This window comes from Mycobacterium spongiae (assembly GCF_018278905.1).
Lineage (GTDB): Bacteria > Actinomycetota > Actinomycetes > Mycobacteriales > Mycobacteriaceae > Mycobacterium > Mycobacterium spongiae.
Genome location: NZ_CP046600.1, coordinates 4688419 through 4707503 on the forward strand (window position 1 = coordinate 4688419; position 19085 = coordinate 4707503).

A 19085-nucleotide genomic window follows, 5' to 3' on the forward strand; every position below is an offset into this window, starting at 1 on the left:
ATCGCCTGCGGTCGGGCATCGAATGCGGCTCCACGGCGTCGCGGGAGCGATAAAGCGACCGGAAAAACCTCGGTGAGCTCTAGGTATCTTGAGCGGGTGCATAATAGGGAGTGGATGTTTCAACCATGTAAATGCTGGATACACATGGTGTTGCGTTCTCCTCTCCGTGCAGCGCGCACGGTGGGGGTCGCGGAGGCGGAAAGGGGTCGCAGCATGAGGACAAAGGTTTGGCGAAAAGTGTCGCTTGCCGTTGGCGGTGCGGTGGCCGCAGCTGCGATGATCGTCGCGCTGGTTCATCCCTTTGACGCCCAGACCCACCGGGCGGTGGCACATAACCCAACAGGTTCCAGCCTCGCCATGCGGCCCGTTCCTCCGGTCCCTCCCAATACGCCCATCTATGGTGCGATCGCCGTGGCCGACAACGGCGCGGCGGGCAAGTCGTGGGGCCACCGAACTCGAGCAAATGCCGAGATAGCCGCATTGCAGATGTGCAACCATCCCACCTGCAAAGTGCTGAGCGTGTTCACTCGGTGCGGCGCCATAGCTCATGACGGATCGGAATACCACGGCGGAATCGGCCGCACGCGCGATGTTGCAGAACGCGATGCCAAGGCAAGGCTCGGCGGCGGGTGGATCCTGACCTCGGTGTGCCACTGAGGTCATGAGCGGCCCGGGGTTGGTCACGGTCCGGTGCCGGTGGTGAGCAGACCCGAGAGGCGCTCGCCGATGTTGCCCAACCCGGAGGTGAAAGCCTCGGTGATCGGGCCCAGTGTGCCAATGTTGTACACGCCCGAGAGGCCGGCTCCGCGGTTGAGGATGCCGGAGAGCTCGGTGCCGAAGTTGGCGAAACCCGAGGCTGACCCGAGCGTGGGATCTGCGATGGCGTTGAGCCAGCCCGACATCTCCGAGCCGACGTTGTAGAAGCCCGAGCCGCCGCCACCGCCGGTGTTGAAGAAGCCCGACGACGGCGCGCTGGTGTCGTTGCCAAAGCCGGGGGTCCCGCCAAAGCCGGCAATCGGGATGCCGATGGCGCCGATGCTGGAATTGGCGTTCACGTTCAGCGGGATCCGGTCGATGACGGCTGACGGGAGGTCGAACGCGGGGGTGCCTCCCGCCAGCCCGAGGCCCAGCGGCAGCTGCGGAATCAAGGAGCCGCCCACCGGGATGGTCGAGCCCGCGAGGGTCAGCGACACCGGCAGACCAAGGTGGATTGGCCCGGTGGGGATGGTGAATCCCGGGAAGCTTAAGACCGTGGTGGAGAAGATGATGGGCGCGATCTCGAAACCCTGGAGCACTGAAAGCTCTCCACCACTGCTTCCCAAGCTCACCGGGAACGTTCCCAAGCTCAGCGGGAACGGGAGGATAGCTAAACCGGGGATGTCGACTTTGACCCACAAGCTTGAGGAGCTTCCGGACTTCACGTTGACATCCGCGACGGCGACATTGACGTCAAGTCGCGGGGTGACCAGGGTGATGGGGTCGATGGTGAGGGTGCCGACGTCGACGGTGGGGGCGAGGTCCAGGTGGATGGAGGGGAGGGGGATGTCCGGGATGGTGATGGGGCCGATGTCGCCGAGTGCGGTGAAGCCCAGCGGAATCGCCGGGATATGGATGGTTGGCAGCACGGTGGTCGGGCCCAGGCCGCCGGTGACGTCGGCGCCCACAACGGGGAATTGGGGAATGGTGTAGGCCAGCTCGAAGCCGGCCAGGCCCTGGAAGTTGCCCCGCCACAGCGTGCCGTTGCTGTAGTTGCCGGCGATGAACGCTCCGGTGTTGACATCGCCAGAGTTGGCCGCTCCGGTGTTGGCGTGCCCAGTGTTGAACCAGCCGGTGTTGAGGCTGCCGGGGTTGAAGTCGCCGGTGTTGGTGTCACCGACATTGAAACTGCCGGTGTTGTAGGAACCGGGATTGGCCACACCGGTGTTGAAATCACCGGAGTTGAACAACCCGGTGCTGGCGATCCCGGAGTTCCCGATCCCGGTGTTGTAGCTGCCGGAGTTGAACACCCCGAAGTTGCCGGTGCCGGTGTTGAAGAACCCGACATTGCCGGTGCCGGAGTTGAACAACCCGACATTGCCGCTACCGGAGTTCCAACCACCGAACCCGACCTGGTTATCCCCGACCAGCCCGATCCCGACGTTGTTGTTGCCGGTATTGGCGAACCCGATATTGCCCACACCCAGGTTGGCGAAGCCGTGGTTGTTGCTGCCGGCATTGCCGAGCCCGATGTTGCCCACCCCGGCCAGGCTCGCGGCCAGACCCGAGTTACCCAACCCGAAGTTGCCGTCGCCGATGTTGCCGAACCCGACGTTGCCGTCCCCGAGGTTGCCCAACCCCACGTTGTGGTCACCGATATTGCCCGCACCCAGGTTCAAGTTGCCGACGTTGCCGAACCCGAAGTCGTTGTTGCCGATGTTGGCCAACCCCGGGTTGACAATCAGGGTCTGGTTCAGCGCCGTACCCACGGCCGACAACCCCGCGAGATGATCGCCGACGACGTTGATGCCCGAGACCACCGCCGGCGTCCCCGGCGCCACGGTGCTGGTGTTGAAGAAGCCCGACAGCCCCGAACCCAAGTTCGCCACGCCCGAGCCCAGCGAGCCGACGTTGAGGAAGCCCGAGCCCGCCCCCACCAGCGCGTCGTGGGCCTGGTTCCACCAGCCCGACATGTTCGCACCGAAGTTGGCGAACCCCGATCCACCACCCGCGCCGGAGTTGAAGAAACCCGACGACGGAGCGGTGGTCGTGTTCCCGATGCCCGGAGTCGCCGGGATGTCGATGAGCCCGACGTTGCTTCCAATGACGAAGACCGTGCCGTCGACGTTGGCCGGGATCTCCGGGAAGACGATGGCCGGGATGTCCACACCGCCGCCAAATGCGGTCACATCCAGGTTCAACAACGAGTTCGCCGGGAACGTCAACCCACCCGGGAAAATCGTGATCGGGTCGATGCTGCCGGGCACACCGAAGCGAAGCGAAGTCGGATGAATATTGAGCCCCGGAGTGTTGAAGGCATGGGCGAGCACATTGATTTCGGCATGCATTGGTCCGGTCTGCGCTGGAGTCGGGGAACCAGAGATGACATTGCCGCCCGGGAATGTGTCAACGATTGGAATTGGGAAGTTCCGCCCGAGGGCGACCCAATTCGTGCCGGTCAAGAAGTTGCCCGAATTCCAAAGGATGAAGGGCTCTAGCTGCGTTTCCGACCCGAGCGACGCGGCATAATCGAGGACCACTCCGAAGTGGTTAATGCTGGGAATAGTGACGGACGGGACTGCGATCTGGCCGATGTTCACGCTTCCCGTAATGTCGGGTTTGAGTTCGGGGATGTCGATTTGCGGGATGGTGAACGAGCCCATCGCGATGTTGCCACCCAGGTGCCCGTTGACTTCCGGAATCGGGATGGGCGGGATGACGACCGGGCCGAAGTTGGCGGTTCCGTGCATGTCCAGGATGGGGATCCTGGGCACGTCTAACTGGTAGGACAGGCCGAACAGCCCCTGATAGTCGCCCCGCCACAGGATGCCGTTGCTGGCGTTGCCCGACATGAACGCCCCGGTGCCGAGGTTGCCCGAGTTGGCGATGCCGGTATTGACGTGACCGGTGTTGAACCAGCCGGTGTTGAGGCTGCCCGGGTTGACATCACCCGTGTTGGTGTCACCGGCGTTGAAGCTACCGGTGTTGTAGTGTCCGGGATTGGCCACACCGGTGTTGAAATTGCCGGCGTTGAACAACCCGGTCGAGGCGACACCGGAGTTCCCGATCCCGGTGTTGTAGTCCCCGGAGTTTCCGATCCCGAAGTTGCCGGTACCGGTGTTGAAGAACCCGACATTGCCATCACCGGAGTTGAACAACCCGACATTGCCACTACCGGAGTTCCAGCCACCGAACCCGACCTGGTTATCCCCGACCAACCCGATTCCGACGTTGTTGTTGCCGGTATTGCCGAACCCGATATTGCCCACACCCAGATTCGCCAGTCCGTAGTTGTCGCTGCCCGCATTACCGAACCCGATATTGCCCACACCCGCCAGACCTGCCCCCAGACCCGACCCCAGACCAGAGTTGCCGAACCCGATGTTTCCGCTGCCAATGTTGGCGAACCCAAGGTTGGCGTCGCCGATGTTGCCCAACCCCAGGTTGTGCCCGCCGAGGTTGGCGGCACCGGAGTTGAAGTCCCCGACATTGCCCAACCCCAGGTTGAAGGCACCCACATTGCCTAGCCCGAGGTTGACGATGACGGCCTGGTTCAGTGCGGTCCCCGCGACCGAGAGCCCCGACAGTTGCTGGCCCACGTTCCCCAGGCCCGACAGCAACGCCGGCGTGCCCAGCGGCAGCGTGCTGGTGTTGTACAGCCCCGACACCCCCGAGCCGACGTTGAGCACCCCCGAGCCCAACGTGCCGACGTTGAGCACACCCGAACTCGCCCCGACCACCGCGTCGTGGGCCTGGTTCCACCAACCGGAGGAGCCCGCACCGAAATTGCCGAAACCCGATGTCCCGCCAGTACCGGAGTTGAAGAACCCCGACGACGGGGTCGGTGTCGTGTTGCCGAAGCCCGGGCTCGCCGGAATATCGATGAGCGGGATGCTGATATCGGGCATCGTGATGTTCAGGGCGGCGTTCAACGGCAATGGGTCGATCGTCAAACCGCCCGGGAGAATCGTGATCGGATCCAGCCCTCCGGACGCATCGATCGTCAAGGGAATCGGGTTTTCCGGAATCGACAACCCGCCCGGGAACAACGTAAACGCCGGTAGCCCACCCGACACATCGATATTCAACGGAATACTCGACGTCGCGATCTCCGGGATGATGATGCGCGGGAGGCTTATCACCATGTTCCCGGTGCTTGGTTTGCTTGGGCCGGAAATGATCGTGAAGCCCTTCGTGGGTTCCGTGACCTCGAAAAATGGCAGGGAGAACCCGGTTGAGGCGGACGTACCAAGTACCCAATCGAAGCCGAGCGCAGTCAGGCGGATCAGCGGAAGCGTGAAGCTACTCGACTCGGTTGTCCCGGGGCTGTCGAGAGGGACCGTGATCTCCTGAGCGGGAATGTCAATGCCCGCGAACAAGACGATGGGATCGATCACCATCGATTCGTGGATGTCCACCGGTATTCCGGGAACGTCGATCTGCGGGATGGCCAACGGCGCGATCTCGATGAGTTCGTTGAGGCCGAACGACATGCCGGGAATATCGATCTGATCGATGACGATCGGCCCGAAGTTGACCGTTTCGGTGAAATCCACCACGGTGCTGCCGTCGATCTCGATGGTGTAGGAGAAACCCGGCACGCCGTGGAAGTCACCGGTCCACAGCGCCCCGTTGTTGAAATTCCCGGAATTGAACGCACCGGTGTTGACATCACCGGTGTTGAGAATCCCAGTGTTGGTGTCGCCGACGTTGAACCAGCCGGTGTTGACATCGCCGGGGTTGAAGTCGCCGGTATTGAAGCTCCCCACGTTGAAGCTGCCCGTGTTGTGGTCCCCGGGATTGGCCACACCGGTGTTGAAACCACCGGCATTGAACAACCCGGTCGAGGCCATCCCCGCATTCCCGACGCCGGTGTTGTAGTCCCCCGAGTTGCCGATACCGAAGTTGCCGGTGCCGGTGTTGAAGAACCCGATGTTGCCGGTCCCGGAGTTGAACAACCCGACATTGCCGGCACCGGAGTTCCAGCCCCCGAACCCGACCAATCCGTCCCCGACCAACCCAATACCGACATTGCCATTGCCGGTGTTGGCGAATCCGATGTTGTAAGCGCCGGCGTTGGCGAATCCGATGTTGTAGTAGCCGGCATTGCCGACGCCGATGTTATTGAAGCCCGCAGTCAGCCCAGGACCCGCGTTGGCGAATCCGAAGTTGAACTCACCGATGTTGCCGAACCCAACGTTGCTGTCCCCGAGATTGCCCAACCCCAGGTTCTGCACACCGAAGTTGCCACCACCGAAATTGCCGACCCCGACGTTACCGCCACCCAGGTTGGACTCGCCGACGTTGCCGAAGCCGAGGTTGACTCCGCCGACGTTGCCCAAGTCAAACAGGTTCTGGATGTTGAGGTACCCCAGCTCGGCGAGGGCCACGTCGATGAGGCTGGGTTCCCCGGCGCCACCGCCGCCGCTATCGCCGGAGCCGCTGTCGAGCATCGCGCTCAGCCCATCGAGGGACAACCCCGAGAGGCGATCACCCAGGTTGCCCAGGCCCGAGATCAGCGCCGGGGTCCCCACATCGAGCGTGCTGACATTGAACAACCCCGACAGGCCGGTGCCCGAATTCAACAACCCCGACGCCAGCGTGCCGGCGTTGCCCAGACCCGACAGCGCTCCCAGCACCGAGCCCTCGGCGGCCTGGTTCAACCAGCCCGACACCCCCGCACCGACGTTGCCGAGACCCGATCCGCCGCCACCGCCGGAGTTGAAGAAGCCCGACGACGCAAGCTCGGTCGAGTTCCCAAGGCCCGGTGTGGGCGCAATGTCGAGGATCGAGATGTCGAGTGGGCCCGCGCTGGTGAGGATGTCGAAATCCAGCGGGAACGGGTCAATGGTGATACCCGGGATGGTGACCGCTGGAATATCCACCGACACATCAATCGGAATGACCTCGGACATCGAGATCCCCTCGATGAGCGAGGCCGGGATATCAACCGGCGGAATCTCGATGGGAATCGACGCACGGATCGAGATTGCGTTCAGGGCAATGGGCGCGATGTTGAAGTCGAGCGGCACAGTGGTGTCGGGGAGAATGGTAATTGGATCGATACGGATCGCCCCAACCTCACCCGTTAGGGAACCAATCCCTACGTCAACGCGATAAGGAAATTTGTTGGCAAAGATATTCGTGAGTGTGATGGGGAATGCATGTAGCTCACTCCCAGTTGCCGGCGCGGACAACGCCGACGTCAGGGTGGTTGCCGGGGCGGTGAAGCCGACGTTGGCGGCGCCGTCGATGCCGAAGTGGATTGCCGGAATGGGGATGTCGGGCACCGCGAAGCCGTAGTTCGCGGCGCCGCCGATGCCCAGGTGCAGCGGGGGCAACAGCTCGATGTCGGGGATGACGATGGGGGGCAACCCACCGGTGACAGTGATCTGGATCGGGAACTCAGGAATCGAAATGCCCAGCGACAGGCCGAACAGGCCCGCATAGTCGCCGCGCCACAGGATGCCGTTGCTGGCGTTGCCCGACAGGAACGCCCCGGTGCCCAGTGTGCCGGTATTCAGCACGCCGGTATTGGCGTGGCCGGTGTTGAACCAGCCGGTGTTGAGGCTGCCCGGGTTGACATCACCGGTGTTGGTGTCCCCGGCGTTGAAGCTGCCCGTGTTGTAGTGGCCGGGATTGGCCACACCGGTGTTGAAGTTACCGGCGTTGAACAACCCGGTGCTCGCGATCCCGGAGTTGCCGATCCCGGTGTTGTAGCTGCCCGAGTTGGCGATCCCGAAGTTGCCGGTGCCGGTGTTGAAGAACCCGACATTGCCATCACCGGAGTTGAACAACCCGACATTGCCACTACCGGAGTTCCAGCCCCCGAACCCGACCCGGTTATCCCCGACCAACCCGATCCCGATATTGCCGGTGCCGGCGTTGGCCAACCCGATATTGCCCAGACCCAGGTTGGCGAAACCGTAGTTGTCGCTGCCCGCGTTGCCGAACCCGATATTGCCCACACCCGCCAGACCGGCCCCCGGACCCGACCCCGGACCAGAGTTGCCGAACCCGATGTTTCCGCTACCGATGTTGGCGAACCCGAGGTTGGCGTCGCCGATGTTGCCCAACCCCAGGTTGTGCCCACCGAGGTTGGCCCCACCCACGTTGAGTTCCCCGACATTGCCCCACCCCAGGTTGAAGCTGCCCACCTCGGCCAACCCCAGGTTGACGATGCTGCTGCCCTGATTGAGCGCCGTGCCCGCCGCGAACAACCCCGACAACTGCTCGCCGATGCTGCCCACACCGGAGAGCACCGCCGGCGTTCCCGCCCCCAGCGTGCTGGTGTTGTACAGCCCCGACACCCCCGAGCCAACGTTGAGCACCCCCGAGCCCAGCGCGCCGACATTGAACACACCCGAACCCGCGCCCGCCACCGCGTCGAGGGCCTGGTTCCATAGGCCCGACACCCCGGCACCGACGTTGCCGACACCCGATCCCCCACCGTCGCCGGCGTTGAAAAACCCCGACGACGGAACCGCGGTGGCGTTGCCGAAACCCGGCACCGCCGGAACATCGATGATCGGGAGCTTGATCGGGCCGATGGTGGCGATCCCGTCCACGGTCGCCGGGACCGTGTCGATCGTGAACCCGTTGGGCAACAAGGTGAACGCGTCCAGGCCCCCGGACAGGTTGGTGATTCCCGCGGAGGCCTGCGGGAAGGTCAACCCACCCGGGAAGAACGTGAACGCGTCATTGCCGCCGGACATCCCCAGGCTCACCGGCGTTTGCGCGGGAATGGTGAAACCATCCGGGAACGCGATCCAGGGATTGAGGTCGAGGGTGCTAGACAGAACCATTTGTTGGTTAAAGGGACCCTCCAGCCTGGGGCCGTCGACGTGGATCCGCCCTGTTTGAATCGGGGGCAAGGTGAGTTGTTCAACTAAGGCAACCGGGGTGTTGAAGCTGATGGGTCCGAACTGGGTGAACAGCTTGAAGCGGCTGCCGAGGTCAAGAATGGGAGCGGCCGAGATGGCGTTCTCCCCCAGGCCCACCGATCCGATGACGTGGACCGGGATCGCTGGAACGGTGATTTCCGGGATGGTGAACGGACCCAGGCCCACCGACGCGCTGGTGATGTCGAAGTGCAGGGCGGGAATCGGGACCGGCGCCGCATACACGGGCCCCAGCCCGGCGCCGACGTGGGTGGTGATCGGGAACTCCGAAATCGTGGGCACGAGGTGTGCCCCGACCAGGCCCTGATAGTCGCCCCGCCACAACAGCCCGTTGCTGTAGTTTCCCGAGAGGAACGCCCCGGTGCCCACCGCGCCCGAGTTCGCCAGACCGGTGTTGGCCTGACCCGTGTTGAACCAGCCCGTGTTGAGGCCACCCGGGTTGAAATCACCGGTGTTGGTGTCACCGGCATTGAAACTGCCCGTGTTGTAGTGGCCGGGATTGGCCACACCGGTGTTGAAGTTCCCAGAGTTGAAAACCCCGGTCGAGGCGATACCGGTGTTGCCGATCCCGGTGTTGAAGTCCCCGGAGTTCCCGATCCCGAAGTTGCCGGTGCCGCTGTTGAAGAACCCGATGTTGCCGGTACCGGAGTTGAACAACCCGACATTGCCGACACCGGAGTTCCAGCCGCCGAACCCGCTCAGGTTGTCCCCGACCAGCCCGATGCCCATATTGTTAGTGCCGGTGTTGGCCAACCCGATATTGCCCACACCCAGGTTGGCGAAACCGTAGTTGTCGCTGCCGGCATTGCCCCACCCGATATTGCCCACACCTGCCAGACCCGGCCCCGGACCAGAATTACCCAATCCAACGTTGCCCTGCCCGAGGTTGCCGAACCCGACGTTTCCGTCGCCAAGATTGCCCAGCCCCACGTTGAAATCACCGAGGTTGGCGCCACCCAGGTTGACGTCGCCGACATTGCCCAACCCGAGGTTGACGTTGCCGACGTTGGCCCACCCGAGGTTGGCGATCAGGGTCTGGTTGAGCGCGGTGCCCGCCGACGACACCCCCGACAACTGCTCGCCGAGATTGCCCACACCCGACACCACCGCCGGCGTCACCAGACCCAGCGCGCTGGTGTTGTACAGCCCCGACAATCCCGCACCCACATTCAGCGCACCGGAACCCAACGCGCCGATGTTCAGCACACCCGAACCCGCCCCCGCCAACGCACTGGGTGCGACGTTCCACCACCCCGAGCCGCCGGAACCGAAGTTGCCGAAACCCGACGTCCCGCCGGCACCAGTGTTGAAGAAACCCGACGACGGAGCGGTGGTCGTGTTCCCCACGCCTGGACCCGCCGCCGGAATGTTGAGGCCCTGAATCGGGATGGGACCGATATTCACCCCGGCCCCGACGTCAATGGGGATGCGGTCAATCGTGATCGCCGGGGTGCGAAAACCATCAATGCGGCCGTCGATGTCGATCGTCAACGGCAACGGCTGCGCCGGAAGACTAAAACCCGGAATCGTGAAACCCGGAGTCCCGATCGACACACCGGCCAGCAACGCCAACGGACTATCGGGAACACTCAAGCCCTCCGGGAAGACCGTGATAGCGGGGCTGGCCCAGGAAAGAGTTAGGGGGAATTGCCGAATAGTGGTGTCAACCGTAATGGGGCCGACATCGACGCCGAAAACTCCGTTTCGAGGAATATCGATCTTGCCCAGTCCCAAAGGCCCGACAGATGGAAAATAATTGAAATCTTGTTCGGGAAACAGGGTGATGGGTGAGATGGTCAGGGGACCGATATTGATCGATATGCCCGGACCCCCACCGAACCCGGGAATCACGATGTCCGGAACGACCAGCGGACCGAAGTTGATGGTCTGGTGAATATTGATCGGGATGTCGGGGAGGATCTGGATCGGCTCGAGGGTGATGGGGCCGATGCCGCTGTCGAGGCCAAAGCCGATGGGGATCTGGGGAATGGAGACGGTTCCGTCCACCGCGCCGAAGAGCCCCTGGTTATCACCCACCCAGAACGCGCCGTTGTTGAAGTTGCCCGCGATGAAGGCGCCGGTGTTGACATGACCGGAGTTCGCCAGGCCCGTGTTGATGCTGCCGGTGTTCAGCCAGCCGGTGTTGATGCTGCCCGGATTGACATCACCGGTGTTGGTGTCACCGGCGTTGAAGCTCCCCGTGTTGTAATGACCCGTATTGGCGATGCCGGTGTTGAAATTCCCGGCGTTGAACAGTCCCGTGCTGGCCATCCCGGAGTTCCCGATACCGGTGTTGTAGGCCCCCGAGTTCCCGATACCGAAGTTCCCGGTGCCGGTGTTGAAGAACCCGACATTGCCGGTGCCGGAGTTGAACAACCCGAGATTGCCGGTCCCGGAGTTCCAGCCCCCGAACCCGGTTAAATTGTCGCCGACCAAGCCGATCCCGGTGTTGTTGTTCCCGGTGTTGGCCAACCCGATGTTGCCTACACCCAGGTTTCCGAAACCAACGTTGCTGCTGCCGGCGTTGCCCCACCCAACATTGCCGATACCCGGGACCAAGCCCAAAGCAGAATTACCGAACCCGACGTTCCCGGAGCCGATATTGCCGAACCCGACGTTACCGCGACCGACGTTGGCTGCGCCCCAATTCTGGCCACCGATATTTGCCCCGCCGAGGTTGAGCTCCCCGACGTTACCCACGCCGATGTTGTAATTGCCCACGTTCGCCGCACCCGCATTCAGCGTCAGCACACTGCCGGGATTGGCGACCAGAGCCGCGGCGAAGGTGCTGACACCTGCCAGAGGAGCCAACCCCCGCAGCGCCTGAGCTGGCGCGCCAAACACCGGCAACGCCGACATCGCGGCCGAGGCGCCCGTGTGATAGCCGACCAGCGCCGCCACATCCTGCGCCCACATCAGCTCGTAGTCGGCCTCCGCGGCCGCGATCAACGCCGTGTTCTGCCCGAACAGGTTCGACAGCGCCAGCGCTCGCATCATCGCGCGGTTGGCCGCGATCACCACCGGATCCACCGTGGCCGCCAACGCCGCCTCAAACGCCCCCGCAACTACCCGCGCCTGCCCCGCCGCCTCCTGCGCCTGGGCCGCAGTGACACTCAGCCACCCCGCATACGGGGCCGCCGTGCCAGCCATCGCTGCCGCCGCCGCGCCGTGCCAGGAATCGTCCACCAACCCTGTGGTGACCGACCCGAACGCAACTGCCGCCGACCCCAACTCGACAGCCAGTCCCTCCCACGCCGCTGCCGCCGCCAACAACGGCCCCGGCCCCGGCCCGCCATACATCAATGCGGAATTGATTTCCGGCGCCAATACCGGAAAGTCCATCGTCCCAGGCCCCTCTCAGCCGATCGACACCACAAGCGGTCCTGGACTAACCCCGTCGATACAGCCCGAATAACCGTCAGTTCCTCGTTGCTGAGCTACTCCATATGCGCGCTTCAGGACGCGTCATCAGAATATACAGCGAACACCGCTAGCTCACTGAAGTTTGGAAATAGTTTTTCTGGCAAGCAATTGGTCGCCGCACCACCCCGACCGGGTTGCCGGTATCGATGTTTGCTGAAAGCGCGACCATTCCGCCCTGACGAAACCCGCGTTGAACAAGCCCGCACCCACCATCGACCGCGGCAACGCCGGTGTGCGCCCTGCGCTGACTCGCAAGCCACTCAGGCGCGCGGCCACGCTCGCGGGCCAACACGACCGATCCGAGCCTCGCCGGCCCGAGCTGCCCAAACTCAAGCGCGCTGCAGTCAGCGATCCCGACCGCACCATCACCGACCGCACCAATTTCAGCGCTCACGGCCCCGCCGGCACGGGCGACCGACGCAGGTTGCCGCACCCGACGACACGAAGTGGGCGCAATCTCCGAACCATGTCGGACACGCCGAGGTCCAACAACCCCGCCCACCGCAAACCCTTCGCTAAACCACGAGCCGGCCACAGGTTGAGCGGGTTTGAGTCGCATTGGCGCCAACGTTGACGCAGCCCAAAATGCACGGCGTTATGCGGCGTTGGCGCCTCACCGCGGAGCCGCTATCGCCGGGATTGCCACCGTGGGAAGAATCGTCAACTTTCACGCCACCCCGGACTCACGCGGGCGAAACCGATCAGGGTGCGCCGGTCCCGCCCTGCCCGCCGGTCCCGCCGGTCCCGCCCGTCCCGGCGATCGTTCCATTGCGCGATCCGCCGATGTCGCCGGGGCCGCCGGGGCCACCCGGGTTCGTGCTGCCGGTGCCGCCGACGCCGCCGTCACCGCCCTTGCCGCCATTGCCACCGAAACCGCTGTTGATGCCGCCGGCGCCATTGCCTCCCGTGCCGCCAGTACCACCGACACCGCCCATGCCGCCGGTGCCGGTGCCACTCTGACCGCCCATGCCGCCGTCGCCGCCGGTGGCGCCGTTGCCGCCGTTGCCACCGGACGAGCCGACGCGCGCGCCGTCGCCGCCATTGCCGCCGGAACCGCCGGAACCGCCGGAACCGCCGGTGCCGGTGCCAGTGCTTCCGCCGGGGCCACCCTTGCCGCCGGAGCCGCCGGGTCCACCGTTCTGGCTCGTACCAACCCTGCCGGGGGCGCCGTCGGAACCGTCGCCGCCGGCACCGCCGTCGCCGCCGGCACCGGTGCCGCTGGCACCGCCGGCACCGCCGGCACCGCCGCGGCTACCGGCACCGGGCGGGCCACCAGCGATGGCGGCGGCGCCGCCGCGACCACCGGCACCGCCGGCACCGCCGTCGCCGCTGGTACTGGCGCCGCCGGCTCCACCCGTGCCGCCGACGCCGGCGCCGGCGCCGGTCACGCTGGTGCCGCCGATGCCGCCCACTCCACCGATGCCGCCGTTGCCGCTGATGCTGGTGCCGCCGATGCCGCCGGCTCCACCAATGCCGCCCACGAGGCCCAAGCTGCCGTCGCCGCCGCGGCCGCCGGCACCCCCGGCTCCGCCGGTGCCGGTGCCGCTGTCGCCACCGGCGCCGCCGGCTCCGCCCATGCCAGCCGGGATGTTGGGGCCTGACAAATCGCGGACGGCGCTGCCGCCGTTGCCGCCGCGGCCGCCGTTGCCGCCGTCACCCGCCAGCCCGCCGCTACCGCCGGCCCCGCCGGTGCCCCCTTCGCCACCGTCGAAACCCCAGCCACCGTCGCCGCCTGAGCCACCCTTGGAGGTGGCCCCGGTCGCGCCCGCTTGACCCGCGGTGGACCCGGCCCCGCCGACCCCACCCGCGCCGCCGTCACCGGAGCGGCCGCCACTGCCCCCGTTGCCGCCGTCATTGCCGTTTCCGGTGGCATCGGCACCGCGCCCACCATTACCGGGGGTGCCACCGTCACCGCCGGCACCACCGTCACCGCCAACACCATCGACGCCGGCCACCGCGGTCCCCCCGGCTCCACCCGCGCCACCAGCTCCACCGTTCCCGCCGCGACCGCCGTCCTGACCATTGGCACCGGGGTCAGTCGCGGTCGCCCCGTTGGCTCCGTCGCCACCGTGGCCGCCGCGCCCGCCAGTGCCGCCTGCCCCGCCGTTACCGCCTTGGCTACCGCCGGCTCCCCCGGTTCCGCCAGCACCACCGTTGCCGGCCTGCTGTCCCACGTCACCCGGGTCCATCGCGTTCACCCCGCCACCGCCATTGCCCCCACGGCCACCGGTGCCGCCGTCACCGAGCAGCCCGCCAGCACCGCCTTCACCGCCGGTTCCGCCGGAGCCGCCAGCAACGCCGGCGAAGCCGGCCGAACCCCAGCCACCGTCGCCGCCTGTACCACCCTTGGAGGTGGCCCCGGTCGCGCCCGCTTGACCCGCGGTGGACCCGGCCCCGCCGACCCCACCCGCGCCGCCGTCACCGGAGCGGCCGCCACTGCCCCCGTTGCCGCCGTCATTGCCGTTTCCGGTGGCATCGGCACCGCGCCCACCATTACCGGGGGTGCCACCGTCACCGCCGGCACCACCGTCACCGCCAACACCATCGACGCCGGCCACCGCGGTCCCCCCGGCTCCACCCGCGCCACCAGCTCCACCGTTCCCGCCGCGACCGCCGTCCTGACCATTGGCACCGGGGTCAGTCGCGGTCGCCCCGTTGGCTCCGTCGCCACCGTGGCCGCCGCGCCCGCCAGTGCCGCCTGCCCCGCCGTTACCGCCTTGGCTACCGCCGGCTCCCCCGGTTCCGCCAGCACCACCGTTGCCGGCCTGCTGTCCCACGTCACCCGGGTCCATCGCGTTCACCCCGCCACCGCCATTGCCCCCACGGCCACCGGTGCCGCCGTCACCGAGCAGCCCGCCAGCACCGCCTTCACCGCCGGTTCCGCCGGAGCCGCCAGCAACGCCGGCGAAGCCGGCCGAACCCCAGCCACCGTCGCCGCCTGTACCACCCTTGGAGGTGGCCCCGGTCGCGCCCGCTTGACCCGCGGTGGACCCGGCCCCGCCGACCCCACCCGCGCCGCCGTCACCGGAGCGGCCGCCACTGCCCCCGTTGCCGCCGTCATTGCCGTTTCCGGTGGCATCGGCACCGCGCCCACCATTACCGGGGGTGCCACCGTCACCGCCGGCACCACCGTCACCGCCAACACCATCGACGCCGGCCACCGCGGTCCCCCCGGCTCCACCCGCGCCACCAGCTCCACCGTTCCCGCCGCGACCGCCGTCCTGACCATTGGCACCGGGGTCAGTCGCGGTCGCCCCGTTGGCTCCGTCGCCACCGTGGCCGCCGCGCCCGCCAGTGCCGCCTGCCCCGCCGTTACCGCCTTGGATACCGCCGGCTCCCCCGGTTCCGCCAGCACCACCGTTGCCGGCCTGCTGTCCCACGTCACCCGGGTCCATCGCGTTCACCCCGCCACCGCCATTGCCCCCACGGCCACCGGTGCCGCCGTCACCGAGCAGCCCGCCAGCACCGCCTTCACCGCCGGTTCCGCCGGAGCCGCCAGCAACGCCGGCGAAGCCGGCCGAACCCCAGCCACCGTCGCCGCCTGTACCACCCTTGGAGGTGGCCCCGGTCGCGCCCGCTTGACCCGCGGTGGACCCGGCCCCGCCGACCCCACCCGCGCCGCCGTCACCGGAGCGGCCGCCACTGCCCCCGTTGCCGCCGTCATTGCCGTTTCCGGTGGCATCGGCACCGCGCCCACCATTACCGGGGGTGCCACCGTCACCGCCGGCACCACCGTCACCGCCAACACCATCGACGCCGTCAGCACCGAAGAAGAACCCGCCCTTGCCGCTGGCCCCGGCGTTGCCGCCGCCGCCGCCCTGGCCACCGGCACCGCCGTGACCGCCGTGCTGACCATTGGTGCCCGGGTCCATCGCGGCGGCGCCGGCGGCGCCTGCCCCGCCGGCACCACCGGCCCCGCCGGCCCCTCCCATACCGCCGGCTCCGCCGTTGCCGAACAACAACCCGCCGTTACCGGCGACTCCACCTTGCCCGCCGGTACCGCCGCTACCACCGAGACCGCCGTCCGGCGCACTCATGGTGCCCGCGGTGCCGAGGGTGCCGGCGGCGCCTGCCCCGCCGGCACCGCCGGCACCACCGTTGCCGAACAACAATGCGCTGCCGCCGACACCGCCGGCCCCACCTCCGACCCCGCCGGTGCCGCCGGCCCCGCCGTGGCCGAACAACAACCCCCCGGTACGACCTATCCCGCCGGCCGCACCGGCCCCGCCCATCCCCCCGGAACCACCGTTGCCAATCAGCCCCGCGGCGCCACCGGCCCCACCGGCCTGGCCCGGCGCACCCGACCCGCCGGCCCCGCCGCTACCCCACAGAATCCCGCCATCGCCGCCCCTAGCCCCGGTTCCTGGCGCCGCGTTGGCGCCGTCGCCGATCAACGGGCGCCCGAACAGCACCTGGGTGGGTGCATTGATCACACCCAGAACCTCGCGCTCAAGGGCCTGCAGCGGCGAGGCATTGGCCGCCTCAGCGGCCGCATACGCACCCCCCGCACTGGTCAATGCCTGCACGAACTGGGCATGAAAGGCCGCTGTCTGCGCGCCGAGCGCCTGATAATCGCGGCCAAAACCAGAAAACAACGCCGCGATAGCCGCCGACACCTCATCCGCGCCGGCGGCCAAGACCGCCGTGGTCGGCACGGCGGCTGCCGCATTGGCCGCCCCCAGCGCCGAACCGATGCTTTGCACTTCGGCGGCGGCCGATACCACGATTTCCGGTGTTGCACTGAGATACGACATCGCCGCTCCGATCAGGTCATCGATGAAATATGCGCTGTGCGCCAGAATTGGTGCCAAATATTAGCGCGGCGCCGACCCGCAATTCCGCGATTCGGTGAGATTATGCTCTCGGCCGTTGCCTCAAATGGATATGCCCGCAAAATTGGTTCGGAAGGCGTGCATTCAGATGCCATTGGCGGATACCGGGTAGTGCCATCGGGTTCGCGAAAAAGGTCATCAGCATCACCCAGGCCGGACGGTGCGAGATCGCTCCGACCCGCTGGCCACCCCAGAAGAGGAACCACCGGGCCGCCATCGAGTCGAAGGTGAACCACCTGGTGAACGTGCGAGCCAGGCGAATCGCTCTGCTGGGTGTTGTGTTGGCGCTCAACCACCGACCAATACTCTCGAATAATAAAGGTGCAGAAGCGATTTCGTGGGTATCCTGAATCTTGCGCGGCGGGTGCGGCAGTGGCGGGAGTGTGGCCGAGGGGACTTTCCCATGAATCGAGTCCCTACCTTCGCGCGTCAGCGCATGGCGACACCGCGATTCGAACCCCGTGGCCGCCCGCGAGCTCCTCGGCGTGTCGAACATGCGATCCAGGACCCTGGTCCCTGCCCAAAGACTATTCCTAGGCTTTGGCAACATTTGGTGGTAATTACCGCCCGAATGCGTTAGCGAAGACCCGCCAGCCAGGATTCGCGACACGATCATTTCGCGGGCATTCATAATCGAGGCAACGAGCTAAATGCCGGGCATTCTTAGTGATGCAACCCGGTGTTGCAGGCAGATACACTGACCGGTTTACACCGCCGCGCCAACAAAACACCCGCCGACAAGCCAAATTAGTTGCCCCGAACCACTGAGCCAGCGCGTGGCCGTGGCCCAAGTTCCGCAGCAACGCTACGCCACGTGCAATGACCCAAGCCCCATCGAGACATCACCTACCAAGTACTCCAACGCACCCGACTGGTGTCGATAGCCCCCGGGACCATAACCAGCCACAACGACACAGCGAGAAGACCGCCAACGCAACAGGACAAGCGGCCGATCCTCAGCACAGACGAGACCAGCTGGCTCTTGTCAGACCGCCCGCGTCGATCGTGTCCTCGACGCATCCGCGGACGGTGACGTGTAAAGCACGGAGATGACGGTCTTGATCTTGGGTGTGCTCTTGCTGACGGCGAAGGTGGGCAGCTGGGCGGTGTGGGCCGCTATCTGGTGCCGGATGGCGGCGGGGTTAATGCGGGCGCAGGTGTCAGCCGGGATCGTCTTGTCCTCATCGGTGACGTTCTGGTGGGCTTCGGCGCGACGGTGCGGGTTTGCGGTGTCATATTCCTTGCTGACCTTGGCGCCGACACGAACTTTGGACATCAGCTATTGCTGAGGAGCAAATAGTTGACCAGCGTCGTCTGCAATGCCCAGATCTTGTTGAGCAGCAGTAGTTCTGTTTCGTTGTCGTAGCGACGGTAGCCGCCCACGGTGTGCACGATGGCCCAGTTCCTGTGTTCGACGTGGCTGCCGTCGTTGCTGTTACCCCGCTGCAAACGGATGAGGGTGATCTGGCGTTGCTCACACCAGATGAGCAGCTGGTGGTCGAGGAATTTCGATCCGCTGCCGGCGTCGATGCCAAGTACCGAGAACGGCATCGAGCGAGCGAGGTCATCCAGGGCAGCAAGTACCGACGTGTGGGTCTTATTAGCCAGGCTGCGGTTCTCCGTCCAGCCGGTGGAGATATCGGTGACGATCAGGGTCCAGGCGTGCTTGCCGCCGGGGTTACCGCCGTCGTGGGCGACTTGGTCGAGCTCGACCAACCCGGGCACCGCCGCGTCCCACTCGGCCCAGATCCGAGCCGGGGTCAGCCTCTCCCGCGGCGATCCCGGCGTGGTGGGCCAGCGAACCCGGAACTCGCTCATGTTGCGTTGGCCGGCCAGGCGCCGGTCGATGGTTGCTGCCGACATGCCGGCCAATAGTGTCGCGGTGCGATCGTCGATGTCCAACTCGCCGAACGCTTGTAGGATCGGCACCAGCTCGGGCAGGATCGGGGCGAGTCCCTTGCCCGCCTGCCTGCCCAACACCTCCCAGCAGAAGCTCAGTGCCGCGATCAGCTTTGGCCCGTATTTTGGGGGGCGCATGGCGCGGTATTGACGACGCTTGGCCGCAACGCGTTTCGCAGCGCCTTGCGGGCATGGTCACGATGCCATCCGGTGAGTGCACACAACTCATCGAGGATCTTCTGCTTGGCCGCCTTTGGCCGCACTCGGCAACAGCTCAGCGCAGCCTTCGCGCTTGCCGAAGTTGGCATCCTCCCAGTCGTCGAGTGGGCCGCGC

Annotated in this window: 5 protein-coding genes; 1 reads left to right on the plus strand and 4 read right to left on the minus strand. The window is 66.1% G+C overall.

The window, feature by feature from the left end; translation table 11 throughout:
- The first annotated feature begins 213 nt into the window (after positions 1-213).
- Positions 214-657: a DUF4189 domain-containing protein gene (locus F6B93_RS19040; protein WP_211696476.1), complete on the plus strand. Its 444-nt coding sequence runs from the start codon at positions 214-216 to the stop codon at positions 655-657.
- Positions 658-680: 23 nt separating this feature from the next.
- Here the strand turns inward: F6B93_RS19040 and F6B93_RS19045 are convergent, their stop codons facing one another.
- The 4 genes from F6B93_RS19045 to F6B93_RS19060 form a co-directional block, all read right to left on the minus strand.
- A complete protein-coding gene (locus F6B93_RS19045; protein ID WP_211696477.1) occupies positions 681-11939 on the minus strand; it encodes a PPE family protein in 11259 nt (3752 codons plus the stop codon).
- Positions 11940-12721: 782 nt separating this feature from the next.
- On the minus strand, positions 12722-16774 hold the full coding sequence (locus F6B93_RS19050; RefSeq protein ID WP_211696478.1) for a PE family protein: 4053 nt from the start codon (positions 16772-16774) through the stop codon (positions 12722-12724).
- A 1063-nt stretch (positions 16775-17837) separates the two neighbouring features.
- Positions 17838-18128 (minus strand): hypothetical protein, encoded by a 291-nt coding sequence (locus tag F6B93_RS19055; protein WP_211696479.1) that lies wholly within the window; start codon positions 18126-18128, stop codon positions 17838-17840.
- On the minus strand, positions 18128-18889 hold the full coding sequence (locus F6B93_RS19060) for a hypothetical protein (protein WP_211696480.1): 762 nt from the start codon (positions 18887-18889) through the stop codon (positions 18128-18130). Before F6B93_RS19060 ends, F6B93_RS19055 begins: the two co-directional genes overlap by 1 nt.
- Positions 18890-19085 lie beyond the last annotated feature (196 nt).